Below are 20,165 nucleotides of genomic sequence, written 5' to 3'. Positions count from 1 at the left end.
TTCCCCCTGTGCGTAGCGGTGTCCCCGCCCCGGCCGGGACGCGGATACGCTCCAGCCTGCGCAAGGCCGCGCCGGTCACGGAGGCCCTTCGGAGACGATGACCTGAATTCCCGTCGGACTGTCCGGAAACGACAAAGACCCCAACAGGGAACCTTTCCGTCCGGCGGGCACCCCATCGGTCGGTGCCGCGAACGCTCCCGCGCGAAGGCGACAAGTACGGGGTGAGGCCGCTACGGCACGCGGCCGGGGAGGGGAACGCGCGTGAACGCGGACGAAGACGCACTGCTGACCAGGTCGGCCCGGGACACGGACGCCTTCGAGGCGCTGGTCGTCCGGCTGTCGGCCCACCTGCACGGCTATCCGGCGCGCAGAGCGCCGAACGCGGCCGACGACCTGCTGGCCGAAGTGTGGCTGCAGGCCTTCGCCGGACGCGCCGGATTCCACGCCGGCCGGGGCACGGCCAGGGCCTGGCTGTTCGGGGTGGCCCGGAACGTCCTGGCGGGTCACTGGCGGCGGCTCGGCCAGGAACGGTCCGATCCGCCCCTGCCGGAACCGGCCGGCACCGACCCCTGGCAGGCCGTGGACCAGCGCCTGGACGCCGCGGCCTGTGGGCCGCTGCTGCGCGAGACGCTCGCCGGCCTGCCGGCCGTGGAGCGGGAACTGCTCCTGCTCGTCGCCTGGGAGCAGCTCACCCAGTGAAGCGTCTTCCCCCGGACGCCGCGGCGCTCAAGGTGGCCCTGGAGGAGTTCTACCCCGGGGGCCCCGGGCAGGACAGCGAGGCCGCTCCGTACTCGGCCTACCTGGCCACCCTGGACAACCTGCTCGGGTTCGCGCCCCTCGAACCACGGCAGCGGGCGGCCGTGTACGAGGTCCTCGCGGACATGCCGGGACTCCGGCTGGTCGGGCCGGTCGAGGACAGCACCGGCCGCAGCGGAACCGCCGTGGAGGCCGACACCCTCCACTCGCGCGTCCGCATGATCATCGACCCCGAGGAGGGCGGGCTGCTGGAGACGACCACCCACTACCGCGGCGGGGAGCACGACGGGAAGCCCGCCCATCGCACGACGATCCTGTCGGCCGGCCCCCAGCAGAGCATCCCCCCGTACCGGGAGGGGCCGGAGAAGGGCAGCGGCCGGCCCGGTCAGAGCACGCCCGCCCCCTAGGGGGCGGGGAGTTCCGCGAAGTCGGCCACCAGCCCGCGGTGGTGGCCCGCCGTGCCGAGGGCGAGGGAGTCGGCCTTGGCCCGCTTGAGGTAGAGGTGGGCCGGGTGTTCCCACGTCATGCCGATGCCTCCGTGGAGCTGGACGCACTCCTCGGCGGCGCGGACGGCCACGCCCGAGCAGTAGGCCTGGGCGACGGCGACCGTGAGGGGCGCGTCGGGGGCCGCGGCGGCGAGGGCGTCGGCCGCGGCCCTCGCCGCCGCGCGCGCGGAGGCCACGTCGAGCCAGAGCCGCGCCAGGCGGTGCTTGAGGGCCTGGAAGGAGCCCACGGGCCGGTTGAACTGGTAGCGGGTCCTGACGTGTCCGACGGTCTCGGTCAGGCACCACTCGGCGAGCCCGACCTGCTCGGACGCGAGCAGTCCCGCCGCGGAGAGCAGGGCGCCGGCGACGGCCGCCCGGGCTGTCGCGGGGTCGGCGAGGCGGGTGCCGGCGGCCGCCCGGAGGGTGACGGTGGCGAGCGGGCGGGTCAGGTCGAGCGGGACCTGCGGGGTCAGCTCGGCATGGGCGGCCGGGACGGCGTACAGCCCGGTGTCGGCGAGTACGAGCAGGACGTCTGCGGCCACCGCGTCCGCGACCGAGGTGACGGTGCCGGTCAGCGCCCCGGCACCGGAGTCCCGGACCGCGGGCGGGAGGGGCGCCCCTGGGGCGAGGGTCAGCGGCACGGCGGGCGCGCACACCGTGCGTCCGGAGGCCAGCTCCCGCAGCAGCGGGGCGGCGTCCGGGGTGTCGCAGCCGAGCAGGATCTCCGTGGCGAGCACGGCGCTCGTGAGGTAGGGGACGGGCGCCACGGCCCGGCCCAGCTCCTCCAGCACCACGGCCGCCTCGCGGTGGCCCGCGCCCTGGCCTCCGAGCTTCTCGGGTACGAGGAGCCCCGCCGTGCCGATCTCGAGGGCGAGGGTGTGCCACAGGGCCGGGTCGTGCGGCCGGCCGGTCTCGGCCCGGGCGAGGACTCCCGCGGCGTCGCACCGGGCGGCGAGGAGCGAGCGTACGGCGGCGCGCAGCTCCTCCTCGGCCTCGGAGTAGAGGAGGTCGGCCGACGCCGTCGGCGCTGTCGGTGCCGTCATCGGGACAGGTCCTTCCATGCGAGGTCCTTGTCGTCGCGCGGCTCGGGGGGCAGGCCGAGGACGCGTTCGGCGACGATGTTGAGGAGGATTTCGCTCGTGCCGCCCTCGATGCTGTTGCCCTTGGCGCGCAGGTAGCGGTAGCCGGCGTCGCGGCCGGTGAAGTCGACCAGTTCCGGACGGCGCATGGTCCAGTCCTCGTACAGGAGGCCTTCTTCCCCGAGGAGTTCGACCTCCAGGCCGCTGATCTCCTGGTTGAGCCGGGCGAAGGTCAGCTTCATGCCCGAGCCTTCGGGGCCCGGCTGGCCGGCGGCGAGCTGCTGGCGCAGCCGCTCCCCGGTGAGGCGGGCGACCTCGGCCTCGACCCACAGTTCCAGCAGCCGCTGGTGGAGGGCGTGGGTGCGCAGCCCGGGGCGCTCGCGCCAGGCGGCGGCGACCGGCGCGATCATGCCGCCCTCGCGCGGGATGCGCATGCCGCCGATGGAGACCCGTTCGTTCATCAGGGTGGTGCGGGCGACGGCCCAGCCCTCGCCGACGGCGCCGAGGCGGTGGCTGTCGGGGATGCGGACGCCGGTGAGGAAGACCTCGTTGAACTCGGCCTCGCCGGTGATCTGGCGCAGCGGCCGGACCTCGACACCGGGGGCGTGCATGTCGCAGAGGAAGTAGGTGATGCCCTGATGCTTGGGGAGCCCGGGGTCGGTGCGGGCGATCAGGATGGCCCAGCGGGCGGTGTGGGCGCTGGAGGTCCACACCTTCTGGCCGTCCACGATCCAGTCGCCGGAGCCCGTCTCGCGGACCGCGCGGGTGCCGAGCGCGGCGAGGTCGGATCCGGCGCCGGGCTCGCTGAAGAGCTGGCACCAGACCTCCTCGCCGACCCACAGGGGCCGCAGGAAGCGGTTCTTCTGCTCCTCGGTGCCGTACGCGAGTATCGTGGGCGCGGCCATGCCGAGGCCGATGCCGATCCGGCGCGGGTCGTTGTCGGGCGCGCCGGCGGCCTCCAGCTCGGCGTCGACGACGGCCTGGAGGGTGCGGGGCGCGGCGAGTCCGCCGAGGCCCTCGGGGTAGTGGACCCAGGCGAGTCCGGCGTCGAAGCGGGCGCGCAGGAAGTCGGTGCGGGCGGTGTTCCGGGGCGGGTGCGCGGCGAGCAGGTCCCGTACCCGGGCGCGCAGTTCCTCGGCGGTGGTGGCCGCGGCGGTCATCGCGGGCCTCCGTCCTGTGCCGGTACGACGACCAGCCGGCCGGTGGTGGTCCCGTCGGCGAGGCGCTGCACGGCGTCGGCGGCCGCGGCGAGCGGGACCCGTTCGCTGACCAGGGGTTTGACGGCGCCCTCGGCGGCGAGCCGGGTGAGCTCGGTGTGGCAGGCGAGGATGGAGGCGGGCTCCTTGGTGGCGTAGAGCCCCCAATGCAGGCCGAGGATCGCGTAGTTCTTCACCAGTGCGTGGTTGAGGGCGGGGGCCGGGATGGCGCCGCTCGCGAAGCCGACGACGACGATCCGGCCCTCGAAGGCCACGCACTTGGCGGAGGCGGTGTAGGAGTCGCCGCCGACCGGGTCGTAGACGACGTCGGCGCCGCGCCCGCCGGTGAACTCCTTGACGCGGGAGACGAGGTCCTCCGTCGTACGGTCGATCACCAGGTCGCAGCCGAGCTCCTCGGCGGTGCGCGCCTTGGCCTTGCCGCCGACGACCCCGATGACGGTGGCCCCGGCTGCCTTGCCGAGCTGGACGGCGGCGCTGCCGACCCCGCCGGCGGCCGCGTGCACGAGGAGGGTCTCGCCGCTCTGGAGGCGGGCGCGGCGGTGCAGGCCGAACCAGCCGGTCTGGTAGCCGATGTGCAGGGCGGCGGCCTCGGCGTCGTCGAGGGTGTCCGGGGCCGGGAGCAGGGCGCGCGCCGGGGCGGTCACGTACTCGGCGAAACCGCCGTGCGGCAGGCTGGGGTTGGCGATGACGCGGCGGCCGTCCTCGGTCTCGCCACAGATCTCGACGCCGGGGGTGAAGGGCAGCGGGGGGCGGATCTGGTACTGACCGCGGACGAGCAGCGCGTCGGGGAAGTTGACGTTCGCCGCGAGCACTTTGAGCCTCACCTCGCCCTCACCGGGCACCGGCTCGGGAACCTCTTCGAGGCGCATGGCCTCACGGGGCTCACCGGGGGTATGTACTCGCCATGCCTGCATCCGGGGCCTCCAGCCGCCGTCGAGAACCACGCTACGCGGGCATACTAAGCAGTCGCTTGCCTCTCTGGGAACCACCGGTCGGGGTGCTGATCCGAGCCGGATCGAATCGACACGCGTCATTCAGGCCACATCGGCCTCAAGATCAGGCAGCATGTGTCGTGCACGTGTCATGACTCAACGGGGAACAGCACCTGTCCAGGGGGGACCACCACATGAGAAGAAGCATGTCCGCGGCCGGAGCCGCCATCGTTCTGACCGGCCTGATCACCGCGGCGGGCCCGGCCACCGCCGCCGACGCGACGTGCGTACCGAAGATCCAGGTGCTCGGCACGATCGGGAACGAGTCGTACGCCCGCGACATGCAGCGCAGCCAGGGGGTCTCCGACCTCGGCGCGGGCAACCTCGCCGTCGGCGTCTCGGACTACAGGCCCGCCTACTGGACCGGTACCACCGTGCACGCGGTCCCGCTGACCGACCCGAACATGACGGGGCAGGTGCTCGCCGTCAACGCGCACGGCCTGATGGTCGGGGTGCTCCACAGCTTCGGCGCCTCCTCCCTGTTCACGTACCGGGCGGGCGCCTCGGCGGTCACCCCGCTTCCGGACAGCAACGGCTCCGACCTCGAGGCCGACATCAACGATGCCGGGTACGTGGTCTCCCGCTCGAACAGCGGGATCGGCACCGTCTGGAAGGACGGCCAGAAGGTCCGCGAACTGCCCGTCCCGGCCGACGCCGGACCGGGGACCCGGATCACGATCGTCACCGGCATCAACAACCAGGGCGACGTCCTCGGCATGGCCACGCAGGACTACGAGGTCCCCGAGACCGGCGCGCACCTGGAGGGCACCCACCCGGTCCTGTGGCCGGGGGACGGCTCCGCCGCGCGGCTGCTGGCTCCGGCCGTGAACGACAGCTACGTCCAGGACATCGACGAGAGCCGCCGGATCGTCGGCTACGACTGGGCCGGACCGTGGCACGAGTACACGCCGTTGGTCTGGGAGCCCCCGCTCACCGGCCCCAGCAGCTCTCCCGGTGTGCTGAGCTCGCACCCGTACGCCACGTTCGAGGCGATCAGCGGGACGACGAACGTCAGCGTGGGCACGGCCAAGTTCCACCCGGACGAGATGACCCTGCCGGACCAGGCCCTGCTGCGGGCGGGTTCCGGGCCGGTCAAGGCCCTGCCGCGACTCGCCTCGGGCGGGGCGAGCATGGCCGATGCGGTCTCGGACGCCGACCGGGTCGGCGGGGCGGCCGTGAACGCGAAGGGCCGGCTCAAGCCGGTGATCTGGACCTGCGCGACCAAGCAGGCCTACAACCCGGGGAGCTAGGCGCGTTCCGGGCATGGTGATCTGAGCGCCCGCACGCTATCGATGGGCGCATGGAGAAACCACCGCGCGGGCTGCCCGCGCCGCCCGCGCTCGGCGCCGCCGCCCTGCCCCCCGGTACGTACGCGGGGCAGGTGGTCCTCGTGACCGGCGGCGGCACCGGGCTGGGCAAGGCCATCGCCGCCGAGTTCGCGCGGCTCGGAGCCGATCTGGTGATCGCCGGGCGGCGCTCCGAGCCGCTCGAGGCGGCGCAGGAGGAGCTGGCGGCCGTACCCGGCGCGGGCCGGGTGACGGCCGCGGTCTGCGACATCAGGGATCCCGAGCGGGTCTCGGAGGTCTTCGACGCGGCCGAGGCGGCGCTCGGGCCGCCGGACGTCCTGGTCAACAACGCGGCCGCGAACTTCCCCTCCCCCGCGGAGGACCTGTCGCCGAACGCCTGGCGGGCGGTGGTCGACATCACGCTGACCGGGACCTGGTTCGTGACCCGCGAGTTCGGCCGCCGCCACCTGGCCGCCGGCACCCCCGGGTCGATCGTGAACATCGGCGCCACGTACGCCTGGACGGGCGGGCCCGGGTTCGCCCACAGCGCCGCCGCCAAGGCCGGGGTGAAGAACCTGGTGGAGACGCTCGCCGTCGAGTGGGGCCCGTACGGCATCCAGATCAACGGGCTGGTGCCCGGGCTGTTCCCGCACGCCGACATGACCGAGGACATCCGCGGCGGCCTGGAGCACGCCGCGCCCGACTCCAAGGACGCCCGGCAGCCCGCCCTGCGGGTCGGCGCTCCGCGCGAACTGGGCTGGGCCGCCACCTTCCTGGCCTCGCCCTACGCCCGCTTCGTCACCGGCCACACCCTCGTGGTCGACGGGGCGAACTGGCAGCGCCGCTCGCTGGTGAACCCCGAAGTGGTCCCGGTCCGCACCCAGCTGGGCCGCGGCCCGTTCGTCCCCTGAGGCGCCGGTTGTCAGTGGCCGGTGCGAGGATCGCACCATGTCTCTCGCTGATCTGACCCTTGACCGCTGGCGTGCGCTCGACCCGGCCGCCGCCGGACGCATCGCGCACGAGGCCGCCGCGCAGGTGGGCGGCCGGGTGGTCCTGCTCGACGCCGTCGAGCACCTGGGCGGGCCGCTGCACCGCGTCCGCATCGAGCGCGGGGGGCAGGAGTTCGCCCTCATACCGGGTGGGGCGGTGCGGCTGGGGTTCGACCCTGACGCGTTCTCGGCGACGCCCGCCCAGAGCGCCGACTACGCGGCGAGCGTGGACGAGGGTTACGGGTACGGGCAGCCCGACCTGACGTCCTATCTCGCCGACGTGCTCAGCCCGCCGCGCACCGCGACGCTGGCCACCGTGCTCATGGCCGTGGAGGACGAAGCCCTGAGCGATCGCCCGTCCGACCTGCCGGCCGCCCTCGCGGCGCGCGGGCTGCGGATGCCCGGCGCCGACGAGTGGGAGCACGCCTGCGGGGCCGGAGCGGGCACCCTCTTCCGGTGGGGGAGCGAGTGCCCCCTGGACGAGCCGTCGTACGGGGGCAGCGGCGGAGTGCGGCACGAGCCGAACGCCTTCGGGCTGCACATCGCCTACGACAGCTACCGCACGGAGCTCAGCGGGGATCCGACCGCGGTGCACGGCGGAGACGGCGGCGAGGCCGTCTGCGGTGGATACGGCGACCTGCTCGCCTGGCTGCCGCTCGCCACCGCCAACCGCAACCCGTACATGGCCGAGTTCGTGTACGGGCCGGAGGGCGAGGACATGTACGAGCAGTTCTCGACCCGGCCGGTGCTCAGCCTCCGCTGAAGCGCGGGGGCCGGCGGGCCGCCTTGGCCGTGTAGCCCTCCCGGCAGTCCTCCGAGGTGAGGGTGAGGGCCGCGGTCATCGCCACCCGGTCGAGGGCCGCGGGAAGGGCGGCGTCGGCGTAGCCGTCTATCGCCCGCTTGATGCCCTGGACCGCGAGGGGCGCGTTCGCGGCGATCTCCCGCGCCACGGCGCGGGAGGTGGGGTCCAGGTCCTCGCCGGGCACGACCAGCTGGACCAGGTTGAGTCGCTGCGCCGTGGTGGCGTCGATGCGGCGGCCCGTCAGGGCCAGGTACTTGGCCCAGCCCGCACCCGCCTCGCGCGCGATGCGGAGGTCGCCGCCCGCGTCCACCGCCACGCCCAACCGGGCTTCGGGCAGGGCGAAGACGGCGTCCTCGGCCGCCACCCGGACGTCGGCCATCAGCGCCAGCTCGAAGCCGAAGCCGAGGCAGTAGCCCTGGACGGCGGCCACCACCGGCTGCGGGAGGCGGGCGAGGACCGCGAAGCGCTCGTGGACCCAGCGGATGCCCTCGTAGTAGTTGCGGGTGCGTTCGGCGGCGGATCCGCCCGTGATGCCGCCGCCGGGGGCGGTCACGTCGATGCCCGCGCAGAAGGCCCGGCCCTCGGCCCTCAGCAGCACCACCCGGACGGACGCGTCGAAGCGGATCCGGTCCGCGAGCAGGCCGAGCTGGCGGGTGGACTCCCAGCTCCAGCCGTTGAGCTGGTCCGGGCGGCACAGGGTGAGGACCGCGAGGCCGTCCGCGACCTCCAGCCGGATCCGCTCCTCACCCTCCGCGATCTCCGTGGAGATGGTGTCGATCACCGTGTCCCGCACCCCCGGCCCGATGGCTGACGACCTGACGAACTGACGAGCCGTCAGACTAGGGGTGGGCGGTCAGCGGGGGAAGACCTCGAACGGCACGGCCGGACGGCCGCCGAAGCGGGCCGCCGCCTGCTGGGCGTTCCCGGTGAGGAAGGTACGGACGTACTCCTCCGGGTCCTGGTCCGTGAGCACCTCGATGTACGCCTTGTGCTCCAGCAGGGACTTCACGGAGCGCTCCAGCCCGGGACCGGCGTCGGCCGCGTGCGTCGGGGTGGTGGAGCCGGCCACCGCGACCCAGCGCACGCCGTTCCACGGCTCCAGGCCCTGCTCGATGAGCTCGGGGAAGATCCAGCGGTTCCCGGCGTCCCCGGCCGCGTCCAGTACCGCCCGGCCGACGGCCTTGTGGTCGGGGGTGTTCCAGAAGCCGCCGCCCTGCGCGCCGCCCCACGTGTCACGGTGGTTGAGGGTGACGATCAGCTCGGGCCGGTGCCGCCGGACGGCCGCGGCGATGTCCCGGCGCAGGTCGAGGCCGTACTCGACGACGCCGTCGCGGTAGTCCAGGAACTCCACCTCGGACACGCCGACGACCGCGGCGCTCGCCCGCTGCTCCGCCTCCCGCAGCGGACCGCAGTCGGCGGGGGCGATGCTGTCGATGCCCGCCTCGCCGCGCGTGGCGAGGAGGTAGACGACTTCCCGGCCCCCGTCCGTCCAGTCCGCGATGGCCGCCGCGCACCCGTACTCCAGGTCGTCGGGGTGTGCGACCACCGCGAGGGCGCGCGTCCAGTCGGTGGGCATGGGCTGCAAGGCGGGCTGCTGATCAGGTTGTTCGGTCATGTATCGCACAATAGGCGAATGGACCGTCATGGGCAGGTGGTGGCGCTGCTCGACGCCACGGGGATCTTCTTCGAGCCGGCCCGCACCGCCTTTCCCGGGGCGGACGGGGCCGCGTGGGCCCGGGCCGCGCTGCTGGATCCGGGCGCGGCCGGACCGGACGGGGCGTGGAGGCTGGACTTCCGGTGCTTCGCCGTCGCCCGGCCCGGCGGACGCTGGGTGCTGGTGGACGCCGGGGTCGGGCCGGCCGGGTCCCCCGCCGCCGCGTGGGCCCCGGTGCCGGGGCGGCTGCCGGACGCCCTCGGGGCGGCCGGCATCGACCCGGCCGACGTGGAGGCGGTGGTCCTGACCCACCTTCACGAGGACCACGCGGGCTGGTCGTCGGGGGCCGACGGCGAGCCGTTCTTCCCGGAGGCCCGGTACGTCGTGCAGCGCGCGGAGGTGGCCGCGCTGGACCGGGCGGATCCGGTGTGGGACTGGACGGTGGCGCCGCTGCGGGCGAGCGGCCGGTTGCAGGAGGTGGACGGGACCCACCGGTTGGCGCCCGGCATCACCCTGCTCCCGACGCCCGGGCACACCCCCGGGCACCAGTCGGTGCTGGTGGATCAGGGCGCCGGAGCGCGGGACGTGGTGGTCACCGGTGACGTACTGGTGCACGCGGTGCAGCTGGGCGACCCGGCGGTGCCGTACTCCCACGAGCGCGACCGGGAAACCGCCCGGGCCTCGCGCGAGGCCCTGCTGGCGCGGGCCCGAGAGCGCGGCGCCCTGCTGGCCACCGCGCACCTGACCCGCGCGTTCGTGGAACCGCCCGGGGAAACGTCACCGGGCCGGCCCTGCTGAACGCAAGGGCCGGCCCTGCTGGTTGACGTGAGGCCGGGCGACGGGCCGCGGGGTCGCGTCGACCCCGGTGGCCGTCGCCCGGAACCAGACGGCCTTGCCGTCCGCGCCAGCGGCGGCGGGGGCGGCGCCGAAGGTGAAGGTGAAGGTGCCGGGGGTGCGAGCCTTGCCGGTGTTTGGGCGGCGCCGTTCGAGGCGTCGGGGAGCTCGGGGGAGCTGATCACCGGCGGCCCGGGGCGGCCGATGGTCGTCTCCGGCTTCGCGCTCGCCGGGGCGAAGCGCTTCCAGGCCGAGGAGTCGCACTCTTCCGAGGCGAACAGACCGACGGTGACGGAGGTCCGGGACGTGGCCGCCGCCTCCTTCACCAACGCGGTGGCGTCGAACTCGAGGTCCCCCGACGCGCAGCCCTCACGGCCCTTGGCGTCCGTCACCGTCGCCGGCCGGATGCCCTTGGCGGGCTGGTTCTTCCACCTGGTCTTCGCCGAAACGGCGCCGACGCTCCACAGCTCCACCGGACGGCCCGTGCAGGACGCGGCCCCCGTGTTGATGATCCGGAAGGTCGGCCTCCGAGACCCCCCTCACACGCCTGACCTGCAAGGACGCCGGTCACGCCTCGTCTCGGACCAGGGCCAGCAGCCGGTCCAGGACGCGGGGGCCGCCGGCGCGGACGCCGTCGTGCTCGAACTCGTCCGTCACCCAGGTCCGCAGGCCGCGTACGGCGCGGGCGGTGGCCAGGGAGTCGGCGGTGTCCACGTACATGTCGTCGTGGTAGACGGCGGCGGCCACCGGCACCTCGTTGGCCGCGAGGCGCGCCGGGTCGTAGAGCGGCTGCCAGCCGGTACGGGCGGCCAGCAGTTCGGCGGTCTCGCGGAGCGGGGCGAGGGACGGGTCGGTGGTGAAGTGCCAGGGGTGGATGGTCTCGCCGCTGAAGAGCACGGGCTCGTCGCCCGCGAGTGCCTTCGCCGCGTCGAAACGGGGGTGGCCCGCGCGGACCCGCTCGGCCGCCCAGGCGGTGGGCGTGGCCGGGTCCTGGGCGTAGATCGCCTCGTGGACCAGCGCGTAGAGGGGGTGACCGGCGAAGGAGAGCAGGGCGCGGGCGCCCTCCAGGAAGGCGTCGGAGAGGGCCGGGCCCGCCGGGGTCGGCACGAAGGCGTCCTCCAGCAGGTAGTGGAGCTGGTGGCTGCCGTCGCCGCCGCCGAGGAGGATGCCGAGGGACTGGAAGCCCTCGACGGTGAGGCGGTGGCCGCCGGGGAGTTCGGCCGGGTGGTCCGCGAGGTGGGCGGCGATCCTGCGGGCGCGCTCCACGTCCATCGGGTAACGGGCGTAGTGGGCCAGGTTCTTGCGCTCGATGCGGGGGAAGGCGGCCTCGTACACCTCGTCGGCGGTGGCGGTCAGCGACGGCAGGCCGCCCGTGATCAGGGCGGCGCTGAGACCCTCGGGCGCGGTGGAGAGGTAGTGGGTCGCGCAGAAGCCGCCGAAGCTCTGGCCGAGCACGGTCCAGGGCGCGCCGCCGGTCAGGCCGGGGCGGATGGCCTCGGCGTCGCGCACGATGGAGTCGGAGCGGAAGTGGGCGAGGTACTCGGCCTGCTGGGCGGCGGTGCCGCGCAGGGGCAGGGTCTGCCGGTTCACCGGCGTGGACCGGCCGGTTCCGCGCTGGTCGAGCAGCAGCACCCGGTACTCGGTCAGCGCCCGCTCCAGCCAGGCTTGGCGGCCGACGAAACGGCGGGCGCCGAAGCCCGGTCCGCCCTCCAGGTAGAGCAACCACGGCAGCGTCTCGGGGTCCTTGCCGGTGGCGACGACCTCGCGGGCGTACAGCTCTATCCGCTCCCCGTCCGGGCGGGCGTGGTCCAGGGGGACGGTGAACCGGTGGTCGGTGAGGACCGTGCCGGGCTGGCGGTAGCTGTGGGCGATGGTCACGGGCGGCCCCCTGGGGTACGAGGTGCGGAGTTCCGCGCCCCGGCCGGGTGGCGGCGGGGCGCGGCTGTGGCGGTCCGCCGAGTCTATGGGGTGCCCGCCGGCCGGGCCGGTCCGGTCCGGCGGCGGACCCGGGGTCAGAACTCGACGACCGAGCGGAGCACCTCGCCGCGTTCCATCCGGGCGAAGGCGTCCTCGACCCCGTCGAGCGGGATGGTCTCGGAGACGAAGGCGTCCAGGTCGAGCCGGCCCTGCAGGTAGAGGTCGATGAGCAGCGGGAAGTCGCGCTCGGGCAGACAGTCTCCGTACCAGGAGGACTTGAGGGCGCCGCCGCGGCCGAAGACGTCGAGGAGCGGGAGTTCGAGCTTCATCTCCGGGGTCGGCACGCCGACCAGGACCACCGTTCCGGCGAGGTCGCGCGCGTAGAAGGCCTGCCGGTAGGTCTCGGGGCGGCCCACGGCGTCGATGACCACGTCCGCGCCGTTGCCGTCGGTCAGGCCCTGGACGGCCTTGACCACGTCCTCCGTGCGGCCGTTGACGGTGTGGGTGGCGCCCAGGCCGCGCGCCCACTCCAGCTTCCGGTCGTCCAGGTCCACCGCGATGATCTTCGAGGCACCCGCGAGACGGGCACCCGCCACGGCCGCGTTGCCCACTCCCCCGCAGCCGATGACGGCGACGGAGTCGCCCCGGCCGACGTTGCCGGTGTTCAGGGCGGCGCCGAGGCCGGCCATCACCCCGCAGCCGAGGAGTCCGGCGGCGGCGGGGGCCGCGGCCGGGTCCACCTTGGTGCACTGGCCGGCCGCCACCAGGGTCTTCTCGGCGAACGCGCCGATGCCCAGGGCCGGGGACAGCGGGGTGCCGTCCTCCAGTGTCATGGGCTGGGTGGCGTTGTGCGTGGCGAAGCAGTACCAGGGCCGTCCGCGCTTGCAGGCACGGCAGGTGCCGCACACCGCGCGCCAGTTGAGGACGACGAAGTCGCCGGGGGCCACGGAGGTGACGTCCGGGCCGACGGATTCGACGATCCCGGCGGCCTCGTGGCCGAGCAGGAAGGGGAACTCGTCGTTGATCCCGCCCTCGCGGTAGTGCAGGTCGGTGTGGCAGACCCCGCAGGCCTGGACCCGGACGAGCGCCTCGCCGGGTCCCGGGTCGGGCACGAGGATCGTCGTCGTCTCCACCGGTGCGCCCTTGCTCCGGGCGATGACCCCTCGTACGCGATGCGTCACGTCGTACCCCGCTCTGATCGAATCGGTCTGGATCAACGAACGTACACGGGCGGCACGCGGTACGGGAGTTGTGTCACGTTTCGGCACGCGACCCGTCCAGATCCGGTGGTACGGCGGCCCGGAGCGCCGCGCCGAAGGCGGCCACGGCGGGATGGGCGCCGGCCCCGCTGCGGAAGGCGAGGCCGGTACGGCGCCGCACGGGCAGCCGGGTGAGGCGCACGGCCGGATCCGCGGGGCCGGTGACCCCGAGCTGCGGTACGAGGGCCACGCCCTGGCCGGCCGCGACCAGCGCGAGCACGGTGGCGAACTCGTCGACCTGGTGGCGGACCCGCGGCGTGAAACCGGCGGCCTGGCAGGCCCGTACGGTCATGGCGTGGCAGAGGGTGCCGGGGGTGGCGGTGATCCAGGGCGCCCGCGCGTGGGTGCGCAGGGCCGCGCCCTGGTCGTGCCCCTCGGACGGCCCGGCGGTCTCCCCGGCGGGCGCGGCCAGGTACATCGCCTCGGCGAAGAGCGGCTCGGTGGCCAGTCCCGGCTCCTGCGGGGCGGGGACGAAGTCGTACTCGTGGACCAGTGCCACGTCCAGGTCGCCGGCCCGCAGGGCGTCCGCCACCGCCGCCGGGTCGGTCTCGGAGACCATCGGCTCCAGCGCGGGGTGGCGCCGGGCGAGGTCGGCCAGGGCGGCCGGGACGATGGCGCGGGTGGCGGTGGGGAAGGCCCCGATCCGCAGGGCTCCGGCCAGGCCGCCGCGCGCCCGGGCGAGGTCGGCGTCGGCCTCTTCGAGCCGTTCGAGGACGGCGTCCGCGTGCCGGACCAGGTTCTCCCCCGCCGGGGTGAGCCGCACCCGGCGGCCGGTGCGCTCCAGCAGGGGCAGGCCGGCCTCCCGTTCCAGCACGCTGAGCTGCTGGGAGACCGCCGAAGGGCTGAAAGCGAGGGCTTCGGCCACGGCGGCGATGGTGCCGCGGCGGGCCAGTTCGCGCAGCAGGCGCAGGCGTCGTACGTCGAGCATCGGCTCAGCTTACGGCTCGGTTAAGGAATGCGAACTGGATTTGACGCTCCGGGCGGGCGAGGCTCTTCGGCATGGGACAGGACACGGCACAGCACACGACACCGCACACGACACCGCACGCGACTCGGCACACCACAGGGGACCTCCCGCTCCACGGAGTCCACGTACCGCTCGTCACCCCCTTCACCCCGGCCGGGGAGATCGCCGCCGGAGCCCTGGAGGCGCTCGCCCACGAGGTGCTCGACGCGGGCGCCACCGGGATCGTCGCCCTCGGCACCACCGCGGAGACGGCCGCCCTCGACGGGGCGGAGCGCGACCTCGTCACCGATGTGTGCGCCGAGGTCTGCCGGGAGCGGGGTGCGCTGCTGACGGTCGGCGCCGGGGCGAGCGGGACCCGGGCCGCCGAGGCCTCGCTGGCCCGGCTGGCGCGGTGGCCGCAGGCACGCGCGGCGCTCGTGACCGTGCCCGCATTCGTACGGCCTTCGGCCCCGGGGGTGTTGGCGCACTTCGCGCGGCTGGCGGAGGTGAGCCCCGTACCGCTGATCGTCTATCACATCCCCTATCGCACCGGGCAGCCGCTGGACGCGGCCGCGCTGCGGGCCCTCGGGGCGCTCCCCGGGGTCGCCGGGATGAAGTACGCGGGCGGCGGCATCGACCAGGACGCGGTGGCGCTGCTCGGGGACCTGCCGGCGGGGTTCGAGGTGCTGGCGGGCGACGACGCGTACCTGTCTCCGCTGCTGGCGCTGGGCGCGGCCGGCGGGATCCTCGCCTCGGCGCATCTGGCGACGGAGCGCTTCGTGGCGCTCGCGGCGGCCTGGCGGTCCGGTGACGCGGCCCGGGCGCGGCCCCTGGGGCACGCGCTGGCCCGGATGTCGGCCGCGGCCTTCGCCGAACCCAATCCGGCGGTCGTCAAGGGCGTGCTGCACGCGCAGGGCCGCATTCCGAGCCCCGGCGTACGGCTCCCGCTGCTGCCCGCCACGGAGGCGGCGGTGGCAGCCACCCTGGAGCGGCTGGGCGAGCTTCCCGCCGGCCCGCCGCAGCAGGCGGCGCATGCCGGAAAGAGTCCATGATGGGCGATTCGCCGCCAAAGCGCCTGTAGCCCGAATAGGCAGGATCGAGACCGGACTTGCCCGTATTGGGCACAGGGCCCCGGCCCGTGATGTGAGTCACGCCGGAGAGGCCAACATCATTTCCGCAGAACGGCCGATCCCCTTTTCCCGGAAAGGGAATCGGCTATTTCATCGAGGAGCCTTCATGGTCATTTAACGGGCCGATAGCGGGATGTCGATCTATGGGTGGAATTCGGGGCTTGTTCCCGCCCTCAGGGCTCACTTACGGTCACCTCACTCCAGGTGGACCGCTCGCCGAATAGGCCGCCGCCCGGGCTCTCCCGTCCCCCCACGTGAGGAATTCCCCCATGCCTGCAAAGGGTAAGCACCGTCGGCCGAAGCACCACGCGATCACCCGCAAGCTGGCCCTGGCCGGCACCGGTGGCGCGGCCCTCACTCTGCCGCTGATCAGCGCGACCAGCGCCGGGGCGGTGCAGACGACCACCGCCCCCACGGCGCAGACCGCCGCCCCCGCGGCCGGCGCCGCCACTCCCACGACGTATTCCGTGGTCGCTGGCGACACTCTTTCCGAGATCGCGGCGGAGCATTCCGTGAGCGGCGGCTGGAAGCAGCTCTATGCGGCGAACCGGAGCGTCATCGGTGACAACCCGTCGATCATCCGGCCCGGCATCAAACTGAAGCTCGGCACCCAGACGGAGACCGCCCGTGCGAGCAGGTCCGCCGCCCGGCCCGCCCTCAAGGCCGCTGCCAAGCCCGCCAGCGCCTACCCGAACAACCTCGACGGGTGGATCCGCGAGTCCCTCGACGTGATGGCCAAGCACGGTATTCCCGGTAGCTACAACGGAATTCACCGCAATGTGATGCGCGAGTCCTCCGGCAATCCGATGGCGATCAACAACTGGGACATCAACGCCAAGAACGGGATCCCGTCCAAGGGTCTGCTCCAGGTCATCGACCCGACCTTCCGGGCCTATCACGTGCCCGGCACCTCGCAGAACTCCTACGACCCGGTCGCCAACATCACCGCCGCCTGCAACTACGCGGCAGCCCGCTACGGCTCGATCGACAACGTCAACGGGCCCTACTAGACCCCGCTTCGGTGACGGGCGGCGCGGACCGACGGGCGGCGCGGACGAGGATCCGCAGGGGCGCCGCCAGGCCGTAGCCGACGTCCCGGCGCAGGGCGCCCACGCCCGCCCGCTCCACGCGGGTCAGCTGGTGCTCCATGAGCTCCCTCATGGTCTCGATGACAGGACGCAGTCCGGGTTCGGCGAGGCCGAGGATGCCGTGGGTGGCGTCGAGGGCCGTGCGCGCACGCCGGCTCTCGTCGGCGAGGAGGGCGCGCACGCCCGGGGTGTCGCGGGCCCGTTCCAGGTCGGCCCGGGTCACGGAGTGCTCGGCGAGCCGCTCGCGCGGGATGCAGAGCCGGCCGTCCGCGAGGTCCCCGCACAGGTCCGCGAGGAAGTCGACACGCTGGGCGGCGTCGACGAACCGCCGCCAGCCGGCGGCCTGTTCGGGGTCGGGGCCGCCCTGGTACTGGAGTCCGGTGAAGACCAGTACGCCGGGCCACGCGTAGGCGTCGAGGTATTCCTGGAAGTCCTCCTCGGCGGCGAAGCCGTCGAAGGCGGCCTCGGCGGTGGCGGCGCCCTCCAGGAAGCGGGAGACCCAGTGCGCGGGGAGGGCGCGGGAGTCCACCGCGTGCGCGTAGGCGCGCAGCACGGGATCGGGGCTGTCCCCGGACGTCAGGGCCGCCTCGGTGCGCTCGGTCAGCGCGGCGAGTCCGGCGGCCCGCTGCTGCGGGGTGCCGGTCTCGGCCACGTCGTCGACGAGGTTCATGAAGGCGAGTCCCGCGGCGAGGTACGGCACCAGCTGCGGCGCGGCCAGCAGCCGCAGCGCGAGGTACGGGGCGGGTTCGCGGCGGAGCACCCGGCGGGCGGCGTGCGTGTAGTCGTCCCGCAGCCGCGGGCCGGACATCCCGGCCGCCGTGAGGGTGGTGCGCCAGCTGGGCATGGGGGTCGAGCTCCTCGGTGTGCGTGGGCGGATGGGAGGGCGCGTGCGTGCGCGCCCCCGCTCGGCTCCGTGCGGCCCTGTGCGGGCACGCGGGCTCAGGTGGCGGTGACCTTCCTGAGGCTGCCGTCGGTCTTCCACAGGACGTAGCCGCCGCGCCCGTACTCGTCGCTGAGGTACGTGCGGATGGAGGGGACCTGGTCCATCATCCATGGGTCGACGATGACGTGGCGCGAGGTCGGCTTCTCGACCTTCAGGTCCTTCTTGGACTGCTCCAGCATGCCGGGCAGCGCGTCCCAGTTGACCGTGGCCATGTCGATCAGCGGCTCCCCCTCCTCGACCGTGCCGTCCGGTCCCGTGCGCGAGGCCGCGCCGTCCCGGTACTGCCAGGAGTCGACGGTCTCGGCGCCGGCGGCGGTGGGGATGGAGGCGAGGATGTAGCCGTCGTAGAGCGTCATGTCGACGAAGGTGGTCGTCCCCGCCTCCTTCTTGAACGCCTCCAGGGCGGTGCGGATGTTCTCCGGCGTCATCATGCTGCCCCGGGGCGCGTCCGCCTTCTGCGCGCTCGCCTTCGGGGACGGGGTCGAGGAGGCGTCCCGCACGGACGGCGTGGCGGGGGTGGCGACGGCCGGGCGGGTCGCGGCGCCGCCCTTCGCGTCGTCGTCGCCGGAGTTCCCGTCGGGCAGGAGCTGGACTATGCCGACGACGCCGGCCGCCAGGACCGCGGTGATCGCGGCGCCGATCAGGGCCGGGCGCCTGCGCGGGGCGGACGCCACCGGAACGGGCGTCGTGGCCGCCCCGTACGGGGAGCCACCGGAGCCGTACGGCGGCGGGGTGTGCGGCGGCGGGGTGTGCGGCGTGCCGGCCGGCGCGTACGGACCGAACTGCCCGTACGGGCCCGGCGCGACCGGGGAGGCGACGGACGGCGGGACGGCTGGCGTGGGGCCGGCGCCGGTACCGAGAGCAGCGCTCGCGTCCCGGAGCAGTCGTTCCAGCTGCTCGCCGTCGGGCCGCGCGGCCGGGTCCCGCACGAGCAGCCGCTCCAGTACGGGTCCCAGCGGGCCGGAGCGCACCGGCGCGGGGATCGGCTCGTCGAGCACGGCGACGACCGTGGCCAGGCTGGTGGCCCGGCGCAGCGGATTGGCCCCCTCGGCAGCCACGTACAGGAGCATGCCGAGCGACCACAGGTCCGAGGCGGCCAGCCCCTCCTCCCCGCGGACCCGCTCGGGTGCGATGTACTCCGGTGAGCCGATCAGCACTCCGGTCGCGGTGAGCCCGGTGGAGTCGTGCAGCGCGGCGATGCCGAAGTCGGTCAGGACGGCCGACCCGTCGGGGCGCAGCAGGACGTTGGCCGGCTTCACGTCACGGTGGAGGATGCCCTCCGCGTGCGCGGCGCGCAGCGCGGACAGGACGTCGAGGCCGAGCCGCACCGCTTCCGCGGGCGGCATCGGCCCGGACTCCAGGCGGTCGTACAGGGAACCGCCCCTGACCATCTCCATGACGATCCACGGGTGCCCGTCGGCGCCTTCCGCCGGTTCGACGATGTGGTGGATCGTCACGACGTGGGGGTGGGCGAGGCGGGCGAGGGCACGGGCCTCGCGGACGGCGCGTTCGCGCAGCTGGTCCGCGAGGCCGGGCTGGGCGGCGGCGGTCGCCGGGTCCGGCGGACGCACCTCCTTGAGCGCGACCTCTCGGTGCAGGGCGATGTCGCGCGCCCGCCAAACAGTACCCATGCCGCCGCTGCCCAGGGGCGCTACCAGTTCGAAGCGCCCGTCGATCAGCTGTCTGCCGGCCTCACTCGTGTCCATGGCGGATCATCGTAGGCGCCGCCACCGTCAGCAGCGTCGGCGGTCCACCGTGACCGTTCCCTGGACGGTGTCCACCGTGCGGTCGTAGCACCCGCCAGCCGCCGGCGCCCCGTACTGCCGGTAGCGGGCGGAGGTGGTCGCGACCGCGTGCCGCTGGTCGCGCGGGACGTTCGCCGTGTAGGTGGCGTCACCCGTGTACCGGTCGTCGAGCCGGGAGGAGTCCACCGGCCGGCCACCGCGCAGGGTGACGGTGTCCGCGCGGTCGCCGAGGGAGAGGACGGTACGCAGCCGGTCACCGGCGCCGAGGGTGGTCTCGCCGTCCATCGTGTAGGTGCGGGCGGTCCGTGTGGTGGTCGGCCCGTGCGTGACGCTCTCCTCGTCGGTCCAGGTGGCGTCGAGCGCGTCGAGGTTCTCGCCGTCGGTCCAACGGTGGACGGAAGTTCCCCGCACGGTGCGGGTGACGGTGGTGGCCACCCGGCCGTGGGAGGTGTTCAGGTGCCCTGCGACGGTCAGCCGGTGGCCTCCCTCGGTGTCCAGGCGGTGCTGTCCGCCGGGCGAGGCGGGCGTCCAGCGGGAGTGGCCCTCCGGGGCGCTCTGCTCGTGCCGGGTCAGGGCCCCGGTGACGACCTGCCGGGCCTCGTCCTGCCACAGCAGCAGGTTGGTGGGGGTGCTCCAGCCGCTCTGGCCGGCCGGCACCCCGGCGACGGTCACCTCGATCCGGTGCGGCCGGCCGTCGTTGAGGAGGGCGGCGTAGGGGGTCAGGTCGTAGCGGATCGGCTGTACGTCGAAGGCGCGCGGGCCGGGGGTGACGTACCAGAGGAAGGGGTTGGACCAGCCGCCGGTCCAGACCGTGGGGAAGGGCGCGGCGATGCCCGCGAGCTGCCCGTCGACGGAGACGCGGACCTCGCGGTGGGGGCCGTCGGCGGCTTTGCAGGAGTACGGGGCCGCGTCGGGGGTGGTCATGTACCAGTACTCCTCGCAGCCGCCGCCGGAGCCGGTGGCGTACACCTCGGCGAGGAGCCGCTCGGTGTTGCGCGGGGTGGTGACCGACGGGGAGGTGAGGGGCAGGACGCGGTCGGGGG

20 protein-coding genes are annotated in these 20,165 nt (G+C 74.2%); 8 read left to right on the top strand and 12 right to left on the bottom strand.

Annotated features, from left to right (window positions below; all coding sequences use genetic code 11):
• Positions 1 to 261 precede the first annotated feature (261 nt).
• Both PV721_RS21620 and PV721_RS21615 read left to right on the top strand, forming a co-directional pair.
• Complete coding sequence (locus PV721_RS21620; protein WP_319726956.1) at positions 262 to 699, top strand: RNA polymerase sigma factor; 438 nt, start codon at positions 262 to 264, stop codon at positions 697 to 699.
• Entirely contained in the window at positions 696 to 1,163 is a 468-nt protein-coding gene (locus PV721_RS21615; RefSeq protein WP_319726954.1) for a hypothetical protein, read from the top strand. The genes PV721_RS21620 and PV721_RS21615 overlap by 4 nt, the downstream gene beginning before the upstream one ends.
• On the opposite strand, the gene PV721_RS21610 is transcribed toward PV721_RS21615, so the two are convergent.
• Genes PV721_RS21610 through PV721_RS21600 form a run of 3 tightly spaced genes read right to left on the bottom strand, consistent with a single transcriptional unit; the run spans position 1,160 to position 4,451 of the window.
• Entirely contained in the window at positions 1,160 to 2,284 is a 1,125-nt protein-coding gene (locus PV721_RS21610; RefSeq protein WP_319726952.1) for an acyl-CoA dehydrogenase family protein, read from the bottom strand. The two genes, PV721_RS21615 and PV721_RS21610, sit on opposite strands and share 4 nt — an antisense overlap.
• A complete protein-coding gene (locus tag PV721_RS21605) occupies positions 2,281 to 3,480 on the bottom strand; it encodes an acyl-CoA dehydrogenase family protein (RefSeq protein WP_319726950.1) in 1,200 nt (399 codons plus the stop codon). The genes PV721_RS21610 and PV721_RS21605 overlap by 4 nt, the downstream gene beginning before the upstream one ends.
• On the bottom strand, positions 3,477 to 4,451 hold the full coding sequence (locus PV721_RS21600; protein WP_319726948.1) for an NADPH:quinone oxidoreductase family protein: 975 nt from the start codon (positions 4,449 to 4,451) through the stop codon (positions 3,477 to 3,479). The genes PV721_RS21605 and PV721_RS21600 overlap by 4 nt, the downstream gene beginning before the upstream one ends.
• Positions 4,452 to 4,663: 212 nt before the next feature.
• Here PV721_RS21600 and PV721_RS21595 point away from each other — a divergent pair, with 212 nt between their 5' ends.
• Genes PV721_RS21595 through PV721_RS21585 form a run of 3 tightly spaced genes read left to right on the top strand, consistent with a single transcriptional unit; the run spans position 4,664 to position 7,567 of the window.
• On the top strand, positions 4,664 to 5,779 hold the full coding sequence (locus tag PV721_RS21595; RefSeq protein ID WP_319726945.1) for a hypothetical protein: 1,116 nt from the start codon (positions 4,664 to 4,666) through the stop codon (positions 5,777 to 5,779).
• 50 nt (positions 5,780 to 5,829) lie between these two features.
• On the top strand, positions 5,830 to 6,726 hold the full coding sequence (locus tag PV721_RS21590) for an SDR family oxidoreductase (protein WP_319726943.1): 897 nt from the start codon (positions 5,830 to 5,832) through the stop codon (positions 6,724 to 6,726).
• A gap of 37 nt (positions 6,727 to 6,763) precedes the next feature.
• Positions 6,764 to 7,567 carry a hypothetical protein gene (locus tag PV721_RS21585; RefSeq protein ID WP_319726940.1) on the top strand — a complete coding sequence of 268 codons (804 nt, stop codon included), beginning with the start codon at positions 6,764 to 6,766 and terminating at the stop codon, positions 7,565 to 7,567.
• Here the strand turns inward: PV721_RS21585 and PV721_RS21580 are convergent.
• Positions 7,554 to 8,387, bottom strand: a complete 834-nt coding sequence (locus PV721_RS21580) for an enoyl-CoA hydratase/isomerase family protein (RefSeq protein WP_319726938.1) — start codon at positions 8,385 to 8,387, stop codon at positions 7,554 to 7,556. The genes PV721_RS21585 and PV721_RS21580 overlap by 14 nt on opposite strands.
• Before the next feature lie 72 nt (positions 8,388 to 8,459).
• Complete coding sequence (locus PV721_RS21575) at positions 8,460 to 9,221, bottom strand: PIG-L deacetylase family protein (protein WP_319726935.1); 762 nt, start codon at positions 9,219 to 9,221, stop codon at positions 8,460 to 8,462.
• 18 nt (positions 9,222 to 9,239) lie between these two features.
• Here PV721_RS21575 and PV721_RS21570 point away from each other — a divergent pair, with 18 nt between their 5' ends.
• On the top strand, positions 9,240 to 10,058 hold the full coding sequence (locus PV721_RS21570) for an MBL fold metallo-hydrolase (RefSeq protein ID WP_319726933.1): 819 nt from the start codon (positions 9,240 to 9,242) through the stop codon (positions 10,056 to 10,058).
• Here the strand turns inward: PV721_RS21570 and PV721_RS21565 are convergent.
• From PV721_RS21565 to PV721_RS21550, 4 genes are all read right to left on the bottom strand, one after another.
• Complete coding sequence (locus tag PV721_RS21565; RefSeq protein WP_319726931.1) at positions 10,038 to 10,358, bottom strand: hypothetical protein; 321 nt, start codon at positions 10,356 to 10,358, stop codon at positions 10,038 to 10,040. The two genes, PV721_RS21570 and PV721_RS21565, sit on opposite strands and share 21 nt — an antisense overlap.
• Before the next feature lie 303 nt (positions 10,359 to 10,661).
• Positions 10,662 to 11,966, bottom strand: coding sequence for an alpha/beta fold hydrolase (locus tag PV721_RS21560; RefSeq protein WP_319726977.1), 1,305 nt, complete (start codon positions 11,964 to 11,966; stop codon positions 10,662 to 10,664).
• 140 nt (positions 11,967 to 12,106) lie between these two features.
• The gene (locus PV721_RS21555; RefSeq protein WP_319726930.1) at positions 12,107 to 13,192 is read right to left on the bottom strand and encodes an S-(hydroxymethyl)mycothiol dehydrogenase; all 1,086 of its coding nucleotides are present in this window, start codon (positions 13,190 to 13,192) and stop codon (positions 12,107 to 12,109) included.
• A 73-nt stretch (positions 13,193 to 13,265) separates the two neighbouring features.
• On the bottom strand, positions 13,266 to 14,198 hold the full coding sequence (locus PV721_RS21550; protein WP_319726929.1) for a LysR family transcriptional regulator: 933 nt from the start codon (positions 14,196 to 14,198) through the stop codon (positions 13,266 to 13,268).
• Positions 14,199 to 14,269: 71 nt separating this feature from the next.
• On the opposite strand from PV721_RS21550, the gene PV721_RS21545 reads away from it, so the two are divergent.
• Positions 14,270 to 15,268 (top strand): dihydrodipicolinate synthase family protein, encoded by a 999-nt coding sequence (locus PV721_RS21545; protein ID WP_319726927.1) that lies wholly within the window; start codon positions 14,270 to 14,272, stop codon positions 15,266 to 15,268.
• A gap of 347 nt (positions 15,269 to 15,615) precedes the next feature.
• Positions 15,616 to 16,356, top strand: coding sequence for a LysM peptidoglycan-binding domain-containing protein (locus PV721_RS21540; protein ID WP_319726925.1), 741 nt, complete (start codon positions 15,616 to 15,618; stop codon positions 16,354 to 16,356).
• Here PV721_RS21540 and PV721_RS21535 read toward each other — a convergent pair.
• From PV721_RS21535 to PV721_RS21525, 3 genes are all read right to left on the bottom strand, one after another.
• Positions 16,340 to 17,278 (bottom strand): phytoene/squalene synthase family protein, encoded by a 939-nt coding sequence (locus tag PV721_RS21535; protein ID WP_319726923.1) that lies wholly within the window; start codon positions 17,276 to 17,278, stop codon positions 16,340 to 16,342. The genes PV721_RS21540 and PV721_RS21535 overlap by 17 nt on opposite strands.
• A gap of 95 nt (positions 17,279 to 17,373) precedes the next feature.
• Positions 17,374 to 19,083 carry a serine/threonine-protein kinase gene (locus PV721_RS21530; RefSeq protein ID WP_319726921.1) on the bottom strand — a complete coding sequence of 570 codons (1,710 nt, stop codon included), beginning with the start codon at positions 19,081 to 19,083 and terminating at the stop codon, positions 17,374 to 17,376.
• A 27-nt stretch (positions 19,084 to 19,110) separates the two neighbouring features.
• Positions 19,111 to 20,165, bottom strand: a 1,055-nt coding sequence (locus PV721_RS21525; RefSeq protein WP_319726919.1) for a peptide-N4-asparagine amidase, incomplete at its 5' end; no start/stop codon positions are given.

Source organism: Streptomyces sp. MB09-01 (assembly GCF_033794505.1).
Lineage (GTDB): Bacteria > Actinomycetota > Actinomycetes > Streptomycetales > Streptomycetaceae > Streptomyces.
Note: the sequence above shows the minus strand (reverse complement) of the source record. Positions and strands in the feature narration are given on the sequence as shown.